The 19632-nt window shown below is 57.2% G+C and carries 19 protein-coding genes; 7 read left to right on the top strand and 12 right to left on the bottom strand.

Annotation, left to right across the window (positions count from 1 at the left end):
* Window positions 1-201: 201 nt before the first annotated feature.
* Complete coding sequence (locus KGB23_RS07405; protein ID WP_223430507.1) at window positions 202-762, bottom strand: YSC84-related protein; 561 nt, start codon at window positions 760-762, stop codon at window positions 202-204.
* A 271-nt stretch (window positions 763-1033) separates the two neighbouring features.
* Window positions 1034-1312, bottom strand: coding sequence for a hypothetical protein (locus KGB23_RS07400; protein WP_223430506.1), 279 nt, complete (start codon window positions 1310-1312; stop codon window positions 1034-1036).
* A gap of 26 nt (window positions 1313-1338) precedes the next feature.
* Here KGB23_RS07400 and KGB23_RS07395 point away from each other — a divergent pair, with 26 nt between their 5' ends.
* Entirely contained in the window at window positions 1339-1767 is a 429-nt protein-coding gene (locus KGB23_RS07395) for a hypothetical protein (protein WP_223430505.1), read from the top strand.
* Between the two features lie 709 nt (window positions 1768-2476).
* Window positions 2477-2776 carry a hypothetical protein gene (locus tag KGB23_RS07390; protein ID WP_223430504.1) on the top strand — a complete coding sequence of 100 codons (300 nt, stop codon included), beginning with the start codon at window positions 2477-2479 and terminating at the stop codon, window positions 2774-2776.
* Window positions 2777-2958: 182 nt separating this feature from the next.
* Here the strand turns inward: KGB23_RS07390 and KGB23_RS07385 are convergent, their stop codons facing one another.
* The 7 genes from KGB23_RS07385 to KGB23_RS07355 all read right to left on the bottom strand — a co-directional run bounded on the left by KGB23_RS07385 (window position 2959) and on the right by KGB23_RS07355 (window position 11339).
* Entirely contained in the window at window positions 2959-4410 is a 1452-nt protein-coding gene (locus tag KGB23_RS07385; protein WP_223430575.1) for a DUF1254 domain-containing protein, read from the bottom strand.
* 391 nt (window positions 4411-4801) lie between these two features.
* Window positions 4802-5617: a transporter gene (locus tag KGB23_RS07380; RefSeq protein WP_150656222.1), complete on the bottom strand. Its 816-nt coding sequence runs from the start codon at window positions 5615-5617 to the stop codon at window positions 4802-4804.
* Between the two features lie 267 nt (window positions 5618-5884).
* Window positions 5885-6445, bottom strand: a complete 561-nt coding sequence (locus KGB23_RS07375) for a dTMP kinase (RefSeq protein ID WP_223430503.1) — start codon at window positions 6443-6445, stop codon at window positions 5885-5887.
* A gap of 1 nt (window position 6446) precedes the next feature.
* Window positions 6447-7673 (bottom strand): B12-binding domain-containing radical SAM protein, encoded by a 1227-nt coding sequence (locus KGB23_RS07370; RefSeq protein ID WP_223430502.1) that lies wholly within the window; start codon window positions 7671-7673, stop codon window positions 6447-6449.
* Window positions 7670-7909 (bottom strand): hypothetical protein, encoded by a 240-nt coding sequence (locus KGB23_RS07365; RefSeq protein ID WP_223430501.1) that lies wholly within the window; start codon window positions 7907-7909, stop codon window positions 7670-7672. Before KGB23_RS07365 ends, KGB23_RS07370 begins: the two co-directional genes overlap by 4 nt.
* A 97-nt stretch (window positions 7910-8006) precedes the next feature.
* Window positions 8007-10217 carry an ankyrin repeat domain-containing protein gene (locus tag KGB23_RS07360; RefSeq protein WP_223430500.1) on the bottom strand — a complete coding sequence of 737 codons (2211 nt, stop codon included), beginning with the start codon at window positions 10215-10217 and terminating at the stop codon, window positions 8007-8009.
* Between the two features lie 219 nt (window positions 10218-10436).
* On the bottom strand, window positions 10437-11339 hold the full coding sequence (locus KGB23_RS07355) for a LysR substrate-binding domain-containing protein (protein WP_223430499.1): 903 nt from the start codon (window positions 11337-11339) through the stop codon (window positions 10437-10439).
* Window positions 11340-11445: 106 nt separating this feature from the next.
* Here KGB23_RS07355 and KGB23_RS07350 point away from each other — a divergent pair, with 106 nt between their 5' ends.
* Complete coding sequence (locus KGB23_RS07350) at window positions 11446-12810, top strand: MFS transporter (protein WP_223430498.1); 1365 nt, start codon at window positions 11446-11448, stop codon at window positions 12808-12810.
* Window positions 12807-14081, top strand: coding sequence for a glucarate dehydratase family protein (locus tag KGB23_RS07345; protein ID WP_223430497.1), 1275 nt, complete (start codon window positions 12807-12809; stop codon window positions 14079-14081). Before KGB23_RS07350 ends, KGB23_RS07345 begins: the two co-directional genes overlap by 4 nt.
* On the opposite strand, the gene KGB23_RS07340 is transcribed toward KGB23_RS07345, so the two are convergent.
* Window positions 14065-14379 carry a hypothetical protein gene (locus KGB23_RS07340; protein ID WP_223430496.1) on the bottom strand — a complete coding sequence of 105 codons (315 nt, stop codon included), beginning with the start codon at window positions 14377-14379 and terminating at the stop codon, window positions 14065-14067. The two genes, KGB23_RS07345 and KGB23_RS07340, sit on opposite strands and share 17 nt — an antisense overlap.
* A gap of 95 nt (window positions 14380-14474) precedes the next feature.
* The gene (locus tag KGB23_RS07335; protein WP_223430495.1) at window positions 14475-15044 is read right to left on the bottom strand and encodes an acyl-CoA thioesterase; all 570 of its coding nucleotides are present in this window, start codon (window positions 15042-15044) and stop codon (window positions 14475-14477) included.
* 105 nt (window positions 15045-15149) lie between these two features.
* On the opposite strand from KGB23_RS07335, the gene KGB23_RS07330 reads away from it, so the two are divergent.
* From KGB23_RS07330 to KGB23_RS07320, 3 genes are all read left to right on the top strand, one after another.
* Window positions 15150-16115 (top strand): GlxA family transcriptional regulator, encoded by a 966-nt coding sequence (locus KGB23_RS07330; RefSeq protein WP_223430494.1) that lies wholly within the window; start codon window positions 15150-15152, stop codon window positions 16113-16115.
* Window positions 16116-16153: 38 nt separating this feature from the next.
* Window positions 16154-16543: a c-type cytochrome gene (locus KGB23_RS07325; RefSeq protein WP_223430493.1), complete on the top strand. Its 390-nt coding sequence runs from the start codon at window positions 16154-16156 to the stop codon at window positions 16541-16543.
* A 96-nt stretch (window positions 16544-16639) separates the two neighbouring features.
* Window positions 16640-17701 (top strand): sterol desaturase family protein, encoded by a 1062-nt coding sequence (locus KGB23_RS07320; protein ID WP_223430492.1) that lies wholly within the window; start codon window positions 16640-16642, stop codon window positions 17699-17701.
* Between the two features lie 64 nt (window positions 17702-17765).
* On the opposite strand, the gene KGB23_RS07315 is transcribed toward KGB23_RS07320, so the two are convergent.
* A complete protein-coding gene (locus KGB23_RS07315; protein WP_223430491.1) occupies window positions 17766-19481 on the bottom strand; it encodes an amidase in 1716 nt (571 codons plus the stop codon).
* Window positions 19482-19632: the final 151 nt, after the last annotated feature.

The raw sequence follows: 19632 nt of genomic DNA, 5'->3' as shown, positions 1-19632 counted from the left end.
ACCAGAGCAATACATGCACCCTTACATCGGGTTAGAAGGTTCATCAGGCCCCCTCTTGGCGAGACGGTGATAGCGCTCAACAATCCAGGAATTTCGCCGTGCATCCTGTCCAAAAGGGGCGTCTTGCCTGGTACACAAGACGCCTTGGTAGAGGGGACACGTGGCACGCGTCTAAAGACAGATCCCTTGAAGGACAGGCTTTCAGCGCTTGATCAGGGAAATCTTCGTTCCCTCGATGCTGACCCCGGCCATTAACCCTTGCTGGTCGAATATGAACGCGTAGGCATCGTGCTTCACTGTCGTGCTGGACAGATTCTTCGCCACCCCTTCATCAACCACTACAACGGTGGGTCCTACGCCGACTTCCCAACCCTTGGTTTTACGTAGAAAGTCCACGGCTTTGTCGGTCATCAGGAAAACCGCATAGCCATACGACTGGGCGCCTGCTTGTAGTCCCCAGGAGCCCGTTACGGAGTTGTAATAATTCTCTACTTGCGAGCCCTTCATCAGCACGCCCTCGCCATAGCTGCCACCAAACACAAGGCCGGCCTTGATGATTTTCGGGAAGACCAGCACCGCTTTGGCATTCTGCGAAATGGTTTTGGCAGATGGGGAGGTCTTGTAAAGCGTTTGCAACGCTTGCCGGGAGTCGGCATTCAGGTCCTCGGCGGTTGCCGCACCTGCATTGTTCAGAAGGCTCGCTGATGCCAACGATGCTGTGGCGAGGAAGATCGAAAGGAAGAAGCGCATTGACTGAGTCATTTTCGTACTCCGGTAAGGGAGCAGGGATGGGAGCAGCAGTCAGCGCCTGCACCAGACAGGATCCGAACCTACTGAACGTTATCCGGCGCACCCTGATGTGTGTGAATTGCAACGCGTCGCTTTTGAATGAAGCAGGCCCAAGGCCTTTGATCAGTCGCGACGCTGTCAAAAGTTTGGACCACTGTGCAACGGCCGGGTTCGTCGTCAGAAGCTGCTTTTGGCCGATAGTTGCCCGTGCTTCGGGAGCGAAGGTCGACCGTCCACTCTTGGGTCACGCACTACCCATTTCCACGTATGAAGCATCGACGACCGTGATGTGCTCATCCCAGGCAGTTTCAGCGACATCGCGGATAATTTCCGCTAGCGTCTCAACATCCACACCCTCGGCCCTGATGCAGGCCGAAGCGAGTACACCAGAGCCCAAGCGGCCGATTACGGCCCTTCGCGAGGGGCTGTTTTCGACCAAAAGCAGACACTCTTGGTAGTACTTGGCGATGGTGATTTTGGCGAATGGCTTTATGAAGCAAAGCAGTATGACGCTCTGATACATTCGCCCTTTTTCAGGAGGGAAAAATTATGCGTAGGATTATCGCAACGGGGGCGCTCTTGCTGGCCTTGGGCGGTTGCGCAACATCACCTATGCGGGTTTCTGAAGCGCGGCCAGTGCCGGCCAATGAGATGTACGCGTTCAAAAGCCAGGGTTCGAAAGATCCGGGACGCCTGACCATTCTCCGTGATGACGGGTTTGTCGGTGCGGGATGTGACGTCGTGTTCTACATTGATGGTCAGCGCGCAGCCAAGATTGGTCCCGGCCAGAAGGCATCTTTCGTTTTGCCTGCCGGTGAAGTGAACCTCGGCACCGGGCTCGCCGAGTCTGGATTATGTGCTGGTGTCGCGATCAAAACTGTCGCGGCCAACATCAAGCCAGGGAAAGAAGTGATTTATCGAATCAACTGGGATACGCAAGGTTTCTACTTGGACCCCTACGTTGAATATGGACATTGAGCCCAGACAGTTCTGGCCTGTTTCGCACGCCACACCACCTATAGTGAGTGATCGCAAACACCAAAGCGCCCCCTGAATACGGAACGGGTGACTCGCAACAACTCATCCCAAAACCGGGCAATCCCTCTGTCATTACGGTGGATGAAGTCACTATTTTGCCGGAGAAATAAAAAGTGCTAACAGACCAGCAGACTCGTTTATCACTCAAAGAACTAATCGAAAAATACCTCAGGGGAATAGATCCCGATTACGAACGTCTGATCGAAATCGTTCAGGATCCATCGCAGCAAGTTCCCATCAGAGGTGTGCTCGAAGACATTCGGCGATTTAACAACGTGCACTTCACGCAACAGGAACTGGAACTGATCGACGGCCTTTTATACATGTACGGGTAAGTCGGTTACACGTTAGCAACGGTGCTAGGCCTTTCGGCGCCAATTTTCTCCGGTTGCTACCTCGTCAGGCTTGGCGAAAGAGCGGGAGGCGCGATTTTGCTCACTCTCCTCTGCCGTTTGGGCGTCCGCTATCGGTCGAGGCTGTGTAAAAACGTTTTTCAGCGCGATTGGAGCCCAGTGTTGGACTGAAAATCGCGTTTCTACGCAAAATCCAGTTCGGCTGAGCAGCCGATAATTTTCAGATTTCGCATAGACGCGCAAACTTCAATTTTGACGAAGCGTTTTTACACACTCCATACTGCGCGGAAGTCATCATGGCTGAAGCCATTTTATGCAAACACTGCCAATCCGACCTCAGGCAGAAAATACAAATCCCGCCCAGGGGGCCACTACCATCAGAAAAGAGAATGGGCCCTGTCAGCAAGGTCCTCGTCGGAACCATTATCGCCATCACCTTGTACTTGGCTTTCGGTTTTTTTGTCAGTAACAGGTTGGAAGACAAGGAAATAATGCAGGCCCGAGAGGCCACCGAACTATGCCGCCAGGAAGTAAACAGCTATTCCGGCCCGGAAATCGGGAAAAGCGTAATTGAAGAAACTTGTCGAAAGCTTTGAAGACGAATTCCGCAAGAGTTTTGACCACGAGCCATAGGAAAAGCCGATTACGAAGCCCGCCATTGAGCGGGCTTTCTTGCCTTTGGCTTCAGGCAGCGACCGGCCAATATGATTGGCAGCTATTGGCAAAAAGGCAGCACTGGCCGACATCGACCTACAGCGAGTGTCAGCAGTGGGTCACACTACTTCGATACCACCAGCGCCGGTGGCTGCCAGCTGCCTTCGCCAGCGGGAAGAATCGAAGGTGGCGTGGCCTTCGGCCAATAGAGGCGCATCACCAGATAGGCCGTGTCGTCAGGCGCCGGCAACCAGTTGGACTCCTTGGTCTTGCCCGGCGAATCCTTCTGGATGTAAAGCGTCAGTGAACCATCCGCGTTCTTTTTCATGGCCGACAGCATCGGCGAATTGATCAGGTAGCGGTTGAGCGGATTCTTGATCAGCAGTTGGCTCTTGCCGTCGTACATGGTCACCGACCAGAAAGCATTGACGGGCGGCAGTTTGCCGGCTGGGAAGGTGAGGGTGTAGTTGCGCTTGCTGGTATCGAGCGTCTGGCCGGTACCGTCGGTGCGCGTGTAGGGGTACGTCGCCTCGGCGGCGTCGTTGCCATACAGGCCACCCTTTGCGGCGCCGGCACGCATCAGCCAGTCGGACTGGTAGAACGCTTGGTCGCCGAAGAACGCGCCGACGTTCCAGCCGTTGATATTTTTCATTCCGCTCGAGAGAAACTTGTCGACCTTCTCGTCGCCGGCCTTCATCCCCAGCAGGACCACGGTTTTGTGCTCAAGCGAGAGGTCTTTGAATTCAAAGCTACGGCCGGGGCCTACGCCGATGCTGGCCAGCCTGGCCCGGATTTCCTTGTCGTCAGCCGAAGGCGGTACATACTGCAGCGCGGCCGACAGGTACTCGAAGAAGTTGGCCTTAATGCCATCCGTGGTGGCCGGCACGAAAGCAATCTTCGGCGCAGCGGGCGGCGCGGGTTGATGGAGGAAGGCGGACAGCGGCTGGATCTTGTAGCCCGCCTGCACCTTCTCGACATTTGGCATGTCGGCCGGATTGAACAGCTGGGTCCGGATCAGCGTCAGCGCGAAGGGGGTCGTGGCGTTGAACACCTTCTCGATGCCTGGAGGTGTCGCACCCTTCCAGTCGGGGCCTGCGATCAGATAGCTCCCGGGCGCGCTGGCAGTTGCCCGGCTCCCGATGTAGCCGTAGTTGTAGGTGTTGCCGTCGATTAGTTGCACCGAGTAGTAGCGCTTTTTGGAGACGGCTGGCACGGTGATCACAAGCGGCTCTGCGCGCAGGTCGGCCCAGAGTATCGAGTACGGGGTGTCGCTGTTGGGCGTAATAACGGCCGTATCGGCGGGCGTAGAAACCCGATGCTCGTTGTGCAATTGGTTAAATGGTGCCTTGAACTGGCTGGACTTGGAGTCCACCGCGAATTCGTTCATCACGGCGTAGTTCATGACCAGCGGCAAGCCGTAGATAAAGCCTTCCTCGGCGATCGTCTTGGTTTGCTCCAGACTCGGCGCGGGCACACCCTTGGCCACATCCGCCTTGTCTGCCTGCGCGATCGGATCGTTCTTGCCCGCACACCCTGCGAAAAGCGTTGAACCCACGACGACGACCGCCGCAGCCATTGTCCAGCCCCGGTTAGACTTCCTGTTCATTTCCACCTCGTTAGTTTTGAGCAAGCTGGCACCGTGAGCCTTCATGGCCACGGTAAAATAATCTGAATGCCTGAAACCCTCCCGACTTTTTTCAGTAGCGACTAAGTAAATCCTGCGGCGAAGCGCAAACTCACACGCCCAGGGAGTGTAGATCACAATAAGCCAGCATCTCCTTGCGCAGCTAAGATCGTGCCCGTTATTTGTGCGTCTTATCGCCACGATGAATACGAGATGCAGGTCAGATTCAGTTCCGTATCCGTAACATTTACTCGGCGGTGTTGCGGGACATTTGGCTTCGAGAACAGTTGATCGTAATTAGCGGCCCATAGCGGCCACTTGAAACGTCTGCTCAATACGGCACTCATTTGGGAAACAACAGCGTAAACGCGACTCGAAATCCCCAGCCTTCGGCGCCATTTTCGGGACTATCAACCCAATAGCGCGGCCCCATTTGTAAGCTCATGGGCTGGTGACCCACCTTGAACAATTGGGTAACGAACAGATTGATCGGCACAGACCATTCCTTTGTCTGCCAGTCGTAAGTGGACTCGGTATTTATGCCAAACGTGGTGTAGGTATGAGTGGTAAAGCTGAAGAAGGGCTGCAGGAATGTCTGATTGACCTTGTCCTTGTCATCCGGCGGGCTGTTTTCCAGCGACCAGATGTGGTTGGCCAGAATGCCGCGGGTCCAGCCATTGCTTTGTTTGAGCGCCACCACCGTCGGCCCCAATCCCCATTGCTCGTTGCTCAGTAGGTCATCGCTGCCGGTGGGGGCCAATATGGCTGGGCCTGCTCCCCAGATCCAACCGCTGGCGGTGGGCTGTTTAGGCGAAAAAAAGAAGCTTTGAGTGGTGTCTCCCACACCTGATTTGTCGGCAATCCCGCCGGGGACTAGGCCATGCTGATCTATGACGGGCAGGATGGTGCGGGAAATCAGGTTCCACTCCTCGTTAAGACTGAAGGGCAGTACCGGCTGGATGTTGGTAACGCTCTGATACCCTTCACCGCTGGGGCCGAGCTTCTGGTTCCAGTTGTATTGAATCGGCAAACTGTATAGCGCAGCGACCGGGTTCAGGGATTGTTTGGCTAGTTCTGCCTGGCTATCAGCAGCGACGCCAGGTTCAAGCCAAACCATCGCCAAGACGATAAAAGGTGCGGACTGAAATCCTTTGCTCATTGCTAGCTCCTTTCTCGTCGGCACAGAGAATTTGGACTGCGGTGTCGCAATTGCAGGGCTGAGCCCTAGTGCAGCTGAGCTTAGATCAGTTCTTTGAACTTCGTTCAGATTGGCAATCTGCTGCGCTGGCCATCATCCAAGGGGTTTTCGTGGTCTATTCCGCGGTCGTTGACAGGCTGCTATGGGTCGAGTGGAGCCCTTCGCGACAGGCACCAATCGACCCAAAGCAGCCGATCCGGCTCCTTAGATAGTTCGTGGCGTTTCAGCTCAGAGGCAGTACCCCTCGATGGCTTGGGTTAACTTTTTAGACACGCCAGTTACGTCGAGGTCGGTAATGTCGATAACTATGTCAGCGCGGGCATTTAGCTCGCTGAGTACGCACTGACGGAAGTTTGGGTCCAGGGTTTCAAGATCCTCAGCAGTTGCGCCACGAGCATGAAGTCTTTTTTGCCGCTCCTGCTCGTCGAGCAGAAGTAGGATAGTGATGTCTGGCTGGATCAGGCTTTTGCCCAAAGCCTCCAGGTCGGCCGATACACCGCGAGCTTTTGCATAGGCAAGAGTAGAGGCCCAGTAGCGATCCATAAAAACCCATTCACCACGATCCGCTAGGCGTCGCGCTTGCCTCCCTTCACTGGATACACTGGCTGTATAGAAGAGTGCTTTAGCCAGCTCATCATGGGCAAAGGCCTTCAGTATTGTTTGGCGGCTACTACGCAGCGCAGGTCCTGGTGTACTCATCGCGTGGCCTGATAAAAGCTCGGCTAGCCGGTTCAGTACCGTAGATTTTCCTACGCCGTCGAGGCCCTCAATAGCAACAAATCCCGCCATTTCAATTTGCCTCCAGCAACTGGGCAATGCGAGCCATTTCGGCATACTCAGTATCAGAAAAACTATTGCTGGAGACCACAATGGGAATAGCTTGGTCGTCGCTTTCCCTGAATCCATAAAGCTGTTTCTGCTCGTAAAGCGGTGTTCCCCTGAGCAGCATCAGTGGCCAGGCTCTCAACCGAGGCACTCGCCGCTGCAAGCACCAATCGACGCTGTTACGGAAACTGTCCAGTGTTTGATTGGGCAAGCCATAAATCAGCGAAACCTCGAAGTCTATTTGCCGTTCATGTAACTGACGGATTCGGCTGCAAACGATATCCAGGTGGTTGGGCCTTTTGATCGCCCGGTATTCGGCCTCTACTGTGGTCTGCAGTCCGAACTCCAGGGTGACATTGAGTCCCACGAGTGCATCCAGAAAGTCCGAGGTACATGTCTCGAAGCGGCATTGCAAAGAAAGATGGGCAGTTACACCCGCCGCTTTAATACTGCTCAGGATCTGAATGGCGCGCTCTGCATCATTGTGAAAAATCGGATCCAGCACAGAGATGCGCTTCACCTTCGCGGAGGCAAACATCGCTAGCTCTTTTTCCAGTCGCTGGCCATCGAACAATTGATGTTTGAGGCGCTTGCCTGGCTCGCGGTGCTGGCAAAATGAGCACTTGAAAGGGCAGCCGCGCTGAGTTTCCCAGCGGATGTTGCTCTGCAGTTCAGCTGTTTCATACAGGTAAGGTGAGGGTAAGGTCAGCAGATCGTGATCTGCCTTGCGGCCCTGATCGGGAGTGCCGGCGACATGGATACCGCAGTCATCGGGTGCGGTACCGCAGGCCAGTGCAACCATGGCCATCTCGCCCTGGCCACGAACGAAATACTTCGCTTGCGGGTAAGTGTTTTCCAGTTGGCCTCTGGCCATATAAGAGATCTGCGGCCCGCCAAGAATAACCACTGCACCGGTGCCCTGAATTAAGTTAATCAGGATGTGAACCTCGGAGTCGTTCCATACAAAAGTACCGAAGCCAACCAGGCAGCCAGGGCCAGCCTGCTTGATGGCTTGCAGCAAACTAGCGAGTACCTGCTCTAGTGAGAAAGCTGGGCTATTAACTTGCGCGTCGATGATCTGAAATGGCACATCCGCTGCGCGCAAAGCCGCAGCGATAGAGGCGTTACCTAATCCGGTTTTACCGTCTTGTGGTCGACGCCAATCCAGTGAAACCAAGATTACCGGCCTCATGGCATCAGCTCCTGGCGGGCGTGCCGGTATCGTTCGGTATGGCCGCGTAGGCGTTGCCTCACATCACGGCGAAAATTCTGAAAAGCGCGCCGATCCCCAGGCGTGCCCGGCACAATAACCATGCCGCAGCCATTGGGAGGAAAGAGCTTGTAGTGCCGCCCTTTGGCATAGCTCCAGCCAAGCTGGAGCAGTTCCAGCACGAGTTGGTTGATGTCCTTGTTCTTACTGAAATACATGGTGGTTCCCCTGTTACGTGGCTTTGCGCGCACGATGCAACAGAGGCGTCTGCTGAAGCCCGACACCCAGCCGAAAGAAAAACCCGAAAATGCATGATCAGTGTGTGGCGCGCTCAGGCAACAGCGTCAGCAAGTACTCGATCACGTTTTGCCGCTTGTATATGACAGCGACCCAAAGCGCATTTTTCTCGTCCCCGGGACTGTCCTCTTCTAGCGAAAGCCAGGGGTTCCCCCCGGCCTCGATCATGGCCTTGAGAACATCAAGATCACCAAGCTGTGCGGCGAACAAGGTAGGCGTCCAGAGGTCGCGATGGCCGTTGATGTCTGGATAGCGTCGATTTGGATCTGCTCCCTTCGTCAGCAATGTCATGACCACCTTAAGACGCTCATCGGCGGTCCGGTTGTAATACTGCGCTACGGCCTTGAAGATCATTTTCTTTCGTGGGTCCGCAAGCATCGCATGTACGCCCAGGCGTTGAGCAGACAGCTCACAATCCAGAATGGCACCGTTCTTGGCATCGAAAGCGTCGGCCGGAACACGCCCCTCAAGATAGGCCTTCAACTGTGCTGGATCACTCACATGGATGTTGTCATTGAGCAGCGCCATGGCATAAACCAAAGCGCTGGGTGAGTTGAAACAGGCTTGTTCTACATCGGCGCCAAGCTCGATAAGTCGCTCGACAACCTTTGCATCGGCCATATTCATGGCGATCTTCAATGGTGTTTCACGTTTAGTCGAAGCCGGACGATTGGCTGTTTCCGGGCTGATATCCAACGTCAGCAGGTACTGCAAAATGACAGGATCCTTCCGATCCTCGGCGCGGCGCAGGGCCATGATCAAAACATTCTCGCCAGACTCAGGTATGTACACATTCGGATCGCCGCCTGCCTGCACGAGTGTTATGACGTGCTCAAGCTCACCCCGTAGCACTGCATTCATCAGAGGCGTATAGCGGACTCGCCCATCGGCATGCTTGCGCAGTGCGTTGGGCTTCTCCATATCTCTGGATGACAGAGCGAATGGCTTTTCCATTACCTCGAAGCGGATGGCTGGTGGAATCTTCCGTTTGGCCTTCTGTGACGCAAACAGTCGCTCGAACTCAAATGAAATAAGGCGCATTCCCTGTTCATCCAACGCCCGTTTCGGCGCATCGTTCAAGCCCAGCAAAAAGCATTTGTCCCAGAAATGGTTTGCTTGAATCTGGTCACCCACTCCAACGGTGTAGCAAAGGGCTTCATGGATAAATACATGCTGGTGAGGGCCAGCGCGCCACCATGCAGCTTTACATGCCGCAGCATAGAGTTTGAGGGCAAGCTCTATTTCTCCAAGATTTGCGGCCAGCCTTGCGGATAACCCCAGCCATAAATGTTTATGGGCAGCGCGAGTCGCGGGGGTGCCGCGCTCACACAGCGCACCAAGCCAGTCGAGACGATCACGAATGAGCCGTTGGCTGCCTACTGCATCGGCAAATAAGCTATTTAGATCGTTAAGCACAGGGGCAATCTGCTCGCGTTCAATAAGGCTTTGGCGATCTGCTGCTTCACGTTTCAAGTAAGTAATGAACTGCTGCTCCGTCCTCAGTGACTGCTGACTTTGCATGAAGAAATCGCGTTTGACGCTATCACGCAGTTCAGCTGGCAAGGATTGCAGCGCCACTACCATAACCAGCCAGCCAGTGAGCCGCTCGGCCTGCCTTGCCGTCAGGTGGCTACCTGCAAACAGAGCTTTAAGCGTTGCGCGATAGGGCCACAACCCTTTGCCAATAGTGGCGCCCTGCTGCCAGCGTTCTAGTGAGCGTTCATCTATATCCAAGTGATTGGCAAGCCGCTCCAGCAACTGCTTTTCAGGAATTCTACTATGTAGGTTCGCGGCTTTTAGCCAATAGTAGAGGGGGGCGTCCCACCACTGCTGTACATCCAGCATTGGTAGCTCCTGGCTCGCCCGCCGAATCGCACCTGAAATTTCAGGGATCACCAGCAGTCTGAGTACGACAGGTTGGGCACGCTCCGAAAGCATGCCAGTGGTATCGGTGTTGCGCGCCAAAGAGCGTAATAGGTTGCTGTGCCTATTCCATGCCGACTTGATCAAAATGCTCCATTCGGCACCCGTATCTTCACGGATGGCGCTAAACCATTGCTCCTGACAATCCTCAAGTAAATCGAAATTTTTGCCCTGCCGATTTTCCGTGGCCTGGTCATCGAGGTCTTTATCAAACCCATTTTTTTCGAAGAGCGGGCGATAACCAGATACGGTAATGAGAGCTCTAAGAACTCCACTTGGAGTCGGCAGTATGGCTTGATTTTTCATCCTTAATCCTTGCCATAGATGTTCGAGGGGCACGGGTGGCATCGAGAACCAAAAAATGCTGCATGACAGCAGGTGAATTAGTACCCGATTCGCTGAAAAAGGCCAATCGGTAACAGCTGCTGATGACCGGCAGCTTCTGGCCGATAGTTGTAGGTCGCGAAGGGCCGCTACTGACCAACGTGGTCGATGAGCCCAAAGAAACGCCAGGCAACGACAAACTCAAACGCCCCATCCCTCCCGCACAGCCCTTCGAATGCCTTCCAGCAACATCGCAAACGCCGGGTTGTCATTGTTCTCGCGCCAGATCAAATGCAGCTCGCTCTGCACACCTTCGCCCAGATCGATTTCGCGAAATACTACGTTCTTGAACACCACGCTGGTGGCGCAGCGAGGCACCAGGGCCAGGCCCATGCCGGCGTTGACCAACGCCAGGATGGTCAACGATGAACCGAGCCATTGCACGTATTCCGGGGCGACGCGGGCAGAGCGGAGCATGCCGGTCAGCAGTTCGTTGAACGGCGGGTAGGCAGCGTGGGAGTACATCAGGAACGGTTGCGCATCAAGGTCTTTGACCGACACGGTTTCTGCGCTCGCCAGCCGATGACTGCTCGGCGCCGCCAACACAAACGGCTCGCGCACCAGACATTCGGTGGCGTATCCCGGCTCCAGCAACGGTGCTCGAACGATGCCCAGATCGATACGCCGCGCACGCAGCGCTTCATGCTGCTGGTAGGTGTTCATCTCCGTCAGGTCGATTTTCACATGCGGCTGTTTGAGCCGTGCTTCGGCGATGACCTTGGGCAGGAATTCATACACCGCGCTGCCAACGAAGCTGATGTTGACTGAGCCGATGTCGCCCTCGGCAAAACGGCGGGCGGTGACGGCGGCTTGCTGGGCGCGCTCCAGCAGGTTCTGCGCTTCGATGAAGAAGGCGCGGCCGGCGGCGGTCAGGGCGACGCTGCGGGTGGTGCGGGTAAACAGCTCGACACCCAGGTGATGTTCCAGCAGTTGAATCTGTCGACTGAGGGGCGGTTGAGTCATGTTCAACCGTTCGGCGGCCCGACGGAAATTCAGTTCGGTCGCCACCGTGGTGAAACAGCGCAGTTGAGTCAGTTCGAACATTGATCTAATCCAGGTATCAATCGAATGCCAAGTTAGATTAGACGGGATCAATGTGCGCGTCCATGATCGGCTCGTCCCTAAAAAAACAATGATCGGGAGTTGCCCCTTGAATACCCTCCAGAGTCCGCCGGACCCGAATGTGCTCGCCCGCGCAGCGGCCAAGGTGAAGCGCCATGTGCTGCCGCTGTTTGTGGTGATGTTCATCGTCAACTACATCGACCGCGTCAATATCGGCTTCGTGCGCAGCCACATGGAAACCGACCTCGGCATTGGCGCAGCCGCCTACGGCCTGGGCGCCGGGTTGTTCTTTATCGGTTACGCAATCTTCGAAGTCCCCTCCAATATGTTGCTGCAACGCTACGGCGCTCGCGCCTGGCTGACGCGCATCATGTTCACCTGGGGCGCGGCGGCGATGGCCATGGCGTTTGTGCGCGGCGAAACCAGCTTCTATGTGCTGCGTTTTGTCCTCGGTGCAGCCGAAGCGGGCTTCTTTCCCGGCATCATTTACTACTTCACCCAATGGCTGCCGTCGACCGACCGTGGCAAGGCCATGGCGATTTTCCTCAGCGGTTCGGCCATTGCCTCGGTGATCTCCGGTCCTGTCTCCGGCGCGCTGCTGAATGTCAGCGGTTTCAGCCTGCATGGCTGGCAGTGGATGTTCTTGATCGAAGGCTTTGCCTCGATCGTGCTCTGTGGGTTCGTGTGGTTCTGGCTGCAATCCCATCCGCGCGAGGCGAAATGGCTGAGCGCCGAAGAAAAGGACGCACTGGTTGACGCCATCGCGCTGGAACAACAGGCCCGCGAAGCCACACAGACAGTCAAGCCGTCGATGTTCAAGCTGCTGGCCGACAAGCAGATCGCGCTGTTCTGCTTCATCTACTTTTCCATCGCCCTGACCATCTACGGCGCCACGTTCTGGCTGCCGAGCATGATCAAGAAAATGGGCAACCTCGGCGACTTCCAGGTGGGCCTGTTCAACTCGATTCCGTGGATCATTTCGATCATCGCGATGTATGGCTTCGCCGCCATGGCCAGCAAATGGAAACACCAGCAAGCCTGGGTGGCCTTGACCCTGGTGATCGCCGCGTTCGGCATGTTCATGTCCACCACCGGCGGGCCGATCTTTGCCTTCGTCGCCATCTGTTTTGCCGCCATTGGTTTCAAGGCCGCCTCGGCATTGTTCTGGCCGATTCCGCAAGGTTATCTGGACGCTCGCATCGCCGCTGCGGTGATCGCCTTGATCAATTCCATCGGCAACCTCGGCGGTTTCGTCGCCCCGACAGCGTTCGGTTTCCTGGAGCAAAAAACCGGCTCCATCGAAGGCGGCCTCTACGGTTTGGCGGCCACGTCACTGGTCGCGGCCGTGGTGATCTTTTTCGCTCGCACGGCACCGCGTGGCGACGTCGCAACACCTGAAAAATCCATCAGTCATCAAGCTTTGAGTTCAGGTTCAAAGGGAGCAGCCTCTTGAAAATCAAACGAGTCACCGTCACCCCAATCGCTTTCCGTGATCCGCCACTGCTGAATGCCAGTGGTATCCACGAACCTTTTGCGCTGCGCTCGATCATCGAGATTGAAAGCGACAACGGCTACATTGGCCTGGGTGAAAGCTACGGCGACGCTCCGGCGCTGCTGATCCAGCGGCAACTGCAAGACCAGTTGATCGGCCTTGATCCGTTCAACCTCAATCAGCTGCGCCGCATCGTGCAGGCCACGGTGGCGGCGAACAAACCGGCGAGCATTGCCGGAGCGGAATTGGCGCCCGGCTCCCATGCCAGCAAAGCGGTGAGCAATGCGTATTCGGCGTTCGAAGTGGCGTTCCTGGATTTGCAGGCGCACTCGTTGAACGTGCCGTTGGTGGACTTGCTGGGCGGTGCGATTCGCGACGAGATTCCGTTCAGCGCCTACCTGTTCTTCAAGTACGCCCAGCACGTCGACTCACCCTACACACCCGACAGTTGGGGCGAGGCGCTGAACGAAGAACAGATCGTCGCCCAGGCGCGGCGCATGATCGAGGCCAACGGTTTCAAGAGCATCAAGCTCAAGGCCGGCACGCTGCCGCCGGAGCACGAAGTGTCGTGCATCAAGGCGTTGAAAAAGGCTTTCCCCGGTTACCCGTTGCGCATCGACCCGAACGGCAACTGGTCGCTGGAAACCTCGATTCGCATGGCCGAACTGCTGGGCGATGACCTGCAGTACTACGAAGACCCGACGCCGGGCCTGGACGGCATGTCCGAACTGCACAAGCGTACCGGCCTGCCGCTGGCGACCAACATGGTGGTCACCGATTTCGATGAGTTCCGCCGCAGTGTTGCTTTGAACAGCGTGCAGATCGTCCTCGCCGACCACCACTATTGGGGCGGCCTGCGCGACACCCAGGCGCTGGCGAAAATGTGTGACACCTTTGGCCTTGGCGTGTCGATGCATTCCAACTCGCACTTGGGCATCAGCCTGATGGCGATGGCGCATGTCGCCGCCGCGGTGCCCAATCTGGATTACGCCTGCGACACGCATTACCCGTGGCAGGAACCGGATGAAGAGGTGATCAAGGGCGGCAAAATACCCATCGTCGATGGCTGCGTGAAGATCACCCGCGCGCCCGGGTTGGGTCTGGAGCTGGATCACGATCAACTGGGCAAGCTGCACGACCAGTACCTGACTTGCGGCATTCGTCAGCGCGATGACGTGAAACAGATGCAGCGTTACAAGCCGGAGTGGAAAGCGGTCAAACCGCGCTTTTGATCACCTGAGCTGTGCTCAGGCGCTCGATCTGCGCCAGCTCCCAGACGCTGAGCAAACTGACCGGATCGGTGCCGTAACGTTGCCAACTGTCGAGCACGCCCTCGCGACCGTCCGGGCTTTGGCAACGTTGGCAGTGGCGCAGGTGATTGCCGTCGAAGTCGAGGGTCAGACGCCAGCCCTCGATATCGACTTGCACCTGGCCCGGCTCGGGTTGTTCGTCGAGGCGCTTTAGAAGCCGAACTTCCAGCGCGGCGTCGCGCAATTGCTGGTAAACCTCGCGGGCGGTCAGGGGCGGCACTGATGTCTCCGGTGAAATTGTGGCAAGCGTAGATTCGGGGTGCACAGGATAGAGCGTGCGCTTGAGGCTGTCAGCGGATAGCGGGAGCGCCGAATTTATTCGACGGTCTGCGGGCGTCGAGCAGGCTGTCCTTCTTCCTCTCGCAGCTCACGGCTCATGTCGTTGCAGCTTTGCGACCAGTCTGTCAGCCACGCCGGCATCGGCGGTGACTGTTCAGCCAAGCCCAGTTCCCGGGCGTACTCGCCAGGTGGAACGGTGCCTTTGGCAGAGCGGAACAGACCCCGCATCACCACGACGCCGACCACGCGTCCCTTGCTCACGAAGCGGTGCTCCATAAAGCTCCACTTGTGGTCCCAGCCAAGCATCCTGGTGTGAATCTCGAACGCTTCGAACAGTTTCAGCTCACGACGAAACTTGCCCCAAGTATCGCCAACGATAGGCACGGCCTTGTTACGCAGCGCCACCCGGAATGCACCGCTGCGCAGCACGTAGTCCATGCGTCCGATATCGGCCAGGGTGAAATACCGGCCATTGGTAACGTGCCGGTTGAGGTCGAGATCAAGCGGCCAGACGCGCATGTGGACGATGGTGGTGGCCAGGGCGTCAACCGGCTTGCGCCATGGACGACGAAACAGCATGAGGAAAAGTCGGAACCAGAGATTCATAAGTACGCCGATGATGGAATGACCGGTGCACTTTAGGGAGGAAGGATCGGGTAAGGTAGGTGCGCAAATGACTTTTTTCATGCGAAAAGCGCAATTGGATCATATATGCACGTCACGCTTTTACTGGCGGATCAATGTTCTGCCGCCAGCGCCACGATGGCCCTGGAAGTGCTCAGCGCCGCCAACCTGTTCGCCGACACGGCCGGCGCGCCTTTTGAAGTGGTCATCGCCTCGCTTGAGGGGGGTGATGTCGCCGCGTGGGGAGGGCAGACGTTGCGCGTGGACCTGTCCACCGGCGAGATCCCGCGAACCGACCTGGTGCTGATCCCCGGATTCCTCTTCACCTTGAAGGATGCCTTGCCGGCCTTTTCAGCTTACGGGCCATGGCTGCGTCAACAGCATGCGCAGGGTGCCGTGGTGGCGTCGATGTGTACGGCGGCGTTCATGCTGGCCGAAACGGGCCTGCTGGATGGCGTTCGTGCTACCACGCACTGGGCCTTTGCAGACCTGTTTCGTCGTCGGTATGCCGAGGTCCGTCTGGAGGAGACGCAGATCCTCTGCGAGGACAATCGCGTGATCACGTGCGGGGGCGCGAGTGCCGCCATGGATCTTCTGCTGCACCTCGTGCGCCGGTTCGCTTCACTGGAACTGGCGAAAAAGTGCGGCAAGTACTTGCTGGTCGACGCTGTGCGCAGCGAGCAATCGGTGTATGTCATGTGGTCATTGCCGAAGAACCATGGGGATGGCGACATCCTGCGGGTTCAACACTGGCTGGAGGAACACTTCGAACAGCCGCTGCTGATTGATGACGTCGCCCGGCAATTCGGGTTCGGCGTCAGGAACTTCAAACGGCGCTTCAAGGAGGCCACCGGTTACACGCCCATTACCTACCTGCAAACCCTGCGTCTGGAGAAGGCAAAACAGCTTCTTGAATCCACCCGCATGACACTCGACAGCATTACTTACGCCGTGGGCTACGAAGACGGTAATTCGTTCCGTAGACTGTTCCGCCAGCGAGTGGGTCTGCTGCCAGCGGCGTACAGGAGGAAGTTTCAACCGGGTGCGAGTTGATTCACTTGCGCCAAGCCACAGTTGATTGGGAGCAGAACATGCAGAAAACCGCCGTACTCACCTTGGCCCTGGTGCTCAATGCTGGATTATGCGGCGCGCAAGCACACGCGGCCGGCGATGCTGAAGCGGGTGCGACACTGTTCAAGCGGATATGCGGTGGCTGCCATCAGGTCGGGGAGTCGGCACGCGGTTCATTCGGGCCGCAGCTCAATGGCATTTTTGGACGCCCTTCGGGCAGCACCACGGATTACCAATATTCCGATGCGATGAAATCCGCCGGCATTGTCTGGAACCGCGAAACGCTGACTGCGTACCTCGAAGCTCCCAAAAAAGTGGTGCCCGGCACCCGCATGATTTTCTGGGGGCTCAGCGATCCGGAAAAGATTGAAAATCTGTTGGCGTACCTTCAGACGTTTCAGCCGCAATAGGGCTTTGTGACGTTCGAAAGGCATTCGTTCGGCTCGGAACACCCGGTGGTTACGATCTGAATTACAATCCCCCCCTTTTGACGGAGGGGGCCGTTAATGGATGTTTTCGCGCTTCTGTATGACTACCTGATGAAGTGGGTGATCGAGCCAGTCACGGATCAGTTCTTTGGCATTTTTGATCTGAACGGCCGCTTCAGCATCGTGTTTCTCTGCGTGTCCTACAGCATCGCCTACAGCCTGTACCGCTTCAGAAAATATCGCGGGCTGACCGACGCACGTTCTTTCTGGGAGTTCATCGGCGGGCACCGGGTTCATTTTCATCCTTCGGCGCTGCTGGATTACCGGTACTACTTCGTGCGGGCCATCCTGAAGGTCGCGCTGGTGCTGCCCATTGTTGGCCTGGTCGATCCGTACGTCCTGCGTTCCGGCGACTACATCTCGTTTTTCAACAATCTTTGGGGCGCGCGCGTGCAGGTGGGGGAGAACCTCTCACTTTCCCTGCTCTACGGGCTGGGCGTGTTTCTGGTGCAAGACTTCATCCATTACTGGGGCCATCGCGCCTTTCATTCCCGGTATCTGTGGGCGTTCCACAAAGTCCATCATTCCGCGCCCGTCCTGGTGCCGGCGACGGCAAGCCGGATTCATTTTGTGGAAAAAATGGTCGAGAAACTGAGTGACACCGTCTTCCTCGGCGCTTTTGCCGGTGTCTTCTGGTACGCCTGTGGCGGGGAGGTCAGCCGGTACACCTTGTTCGGCGTGACGTATATGGTCCTGATCCTCAATGCCCTGGCGGCCAATTTGCGTCACAGCCATGTCTGGCTTTCATTCGGGCCCAGGGTCGAGCATGTGCTGAACAGCCCGGCGCAGCACCAGATTCACCACAGTGACGCGCCTCGACACTTCAACAAGAACTTCGGTATCAACCTGTCACTCTGGGACTGGATGTTCGGTACGCTCTACGTCACACACTCGACGCCCGAGCCCATTCAATTCGGCACTGGCAAACAGGATCACGACCGTTACCTGACGCTCTATAGCCTGATCGTCACGCCCTTTGTGGACATCGCCCGCAAGTTCCCCGCCAGGCGTGCCATGGAATGGCCGTCGCGTTTCGCCGAAAAACGCACGTTGAGACTCTTGCGCCGACGTTGGCGCTGAATTCCGGGGCGACAGTCAACCAGTGGACGGGATTGGAGCGTGTAAAGCCCCAATCCCGCCCTTTCTATTGTTGGCCAACCGGCAAGGGAGGGGTGCGAGGCGGGATCAATCGTTTTGTTCCGATCGACTCGAACGCCGAAGCCAGGCGCAGCAGCGTCGAATCGTCATAGGCGCGACCGGCGAATGTCAGCCCGACGGGCATGCCGATGTCCGGCATGACGCCCATCGGCACTGTGACCGTGGGAACGCCCAGGTGTCGGATGGCGAGGTTGCCGTTGGCGACCCAGACGCCGTTGCTCCACGCGATATCCGCAGACTTCGGATCGACATCGGCATTCGCCGGACCCACGTCGGCCACCGTCGGGAACAGCACCGCATTGAGCCCCAGCCGATCCATCCAGTCCTCAAGATCGATTCGACGTGTCTGCTCAAGTCCGCGCAGTCCGTCAGGCACGGTGGTGATCTGGTCCCACGGTGTGATGCCGCGCTCGGCCATTTTCACGTACTCGTCCATGCCTGCGGCAAGGTCGTCCTCCCGGTTGGGGAGCGTGCCCGGGTCGTGGGGGAAAATCAGCGGTCCGTCGACATCGACCAAGCGGTTCAACTTGGGATCACCATTGGCCCGCAGAAAATCATCGAACGCCCAGGCCGACAGGTCCCACAACTCATGATGCAGGAACTCTTTGGACACCAGGCCCCGCGTAAATACGGTCGGCGCACCCGGGCGATCACCCTCGCAATTGGACACCAGCGGGAAATCGACTTCTATCACTTCCGCACCGGCAGCTTCGAGTGCCTTGCGCGCCTCTTCCCAGAGCCCGATCACCGAAGGACGGGTGATGATTCGCTGCCCCGTCGGACCACCAATGCCTGGCGCATCGCTCGTGCCCGCATCGGGATCCGCGTTGATGTACATGCGCGGAACACCAAAGCGCTTTCCTGCCAGTGCATCGGACTTCACGGCCAACTCGGCATAGGAAGCGGGGCGCACCGAAGCGACACTCGGAATCGGCACCCAGGGTTGCATCCGCCACAGATCGCCACGGGTGTCGGGATCTTCCGCCACCACCACGTCGAGCACCTCGAGCAAGTCGGCCATGGTTCTGGCAAACGGCACGACAACGTCCATCGTCGGCGTCAACGGCCAGTTGCCGCGCACCGAAATCACCCCGCGCGAAGGCGTATAGGCGCACAGACCATTGTTCGATGCAGGGCCGCGTCCGCTCGACCAGGTTTCTTCCGCGAGGCCGAATGCCGCGAAGCTGGCGGCGGTTGCCGTACCGGCGCCGTTCGATGAGCCCGAGGCGAATGGGGCGGTGAGATAGTCAGCGTTGTATGGGCTTTCCGCACGGCCATAGACCCCGCGCTGCATGCCGCCGTTTGCCATGGGCGGCATATTGGTTTTGCCCAGGCAGATCGCACCAGCAGCACGAAGCCGTTCAATCGTGAACGCATCGCGATAAGCAATCAGGTTCGCGAAGGCGGGACTGCCGGAGGCGGCAGTGAGCCCTTTCACCAGATAACTGTCCTTGGCCGTATAGGGAATGCCATCGAGCGGACCCAGCGTCTCGCCCTTGGCCCGACGGGCATCGGACGCCTGCGCCTCGTTCAGCGCCTCGGGGTTTCGAACCACCACCGCGTTGAGGGCGGTGGGCGTGTCGGGACCGTCGTAGGCATCGATCCTGGCGAGATAGGCCTGAACCAGCTCAACCGCAGTAGTTCGGCCTGACTCGAGCGCAGCACGCAGTTCGGCAATGGAAACTTCGGTGACCTCGATCATGCTATTACCACCGACGGCTGATGGGCGACGCAATGAATGTTGCCATCGCGCTGAATGTTGGGCTCAGGGACATTACTAATCTCAAAATGGGTATTCATCGGTGTTCTCGTTGCGCTGCTTTACGCGCTCTATTTAACATCAAGCCGGGAGC

It is taken from the genome of Pseudomonas sp. GL-B-26 (assembly GCF_019947405.1).
In the GTDB taxonomy this organism is placed as follows: Bacteria; Pseudomonadota; Gammaproteobacteria; order Pseudomonadales; family Pseudomonadaceae; genus Aquipseudomonas.
This window is presented reverse-complemented; position numbering and strand designations above follow the sequence as displayed.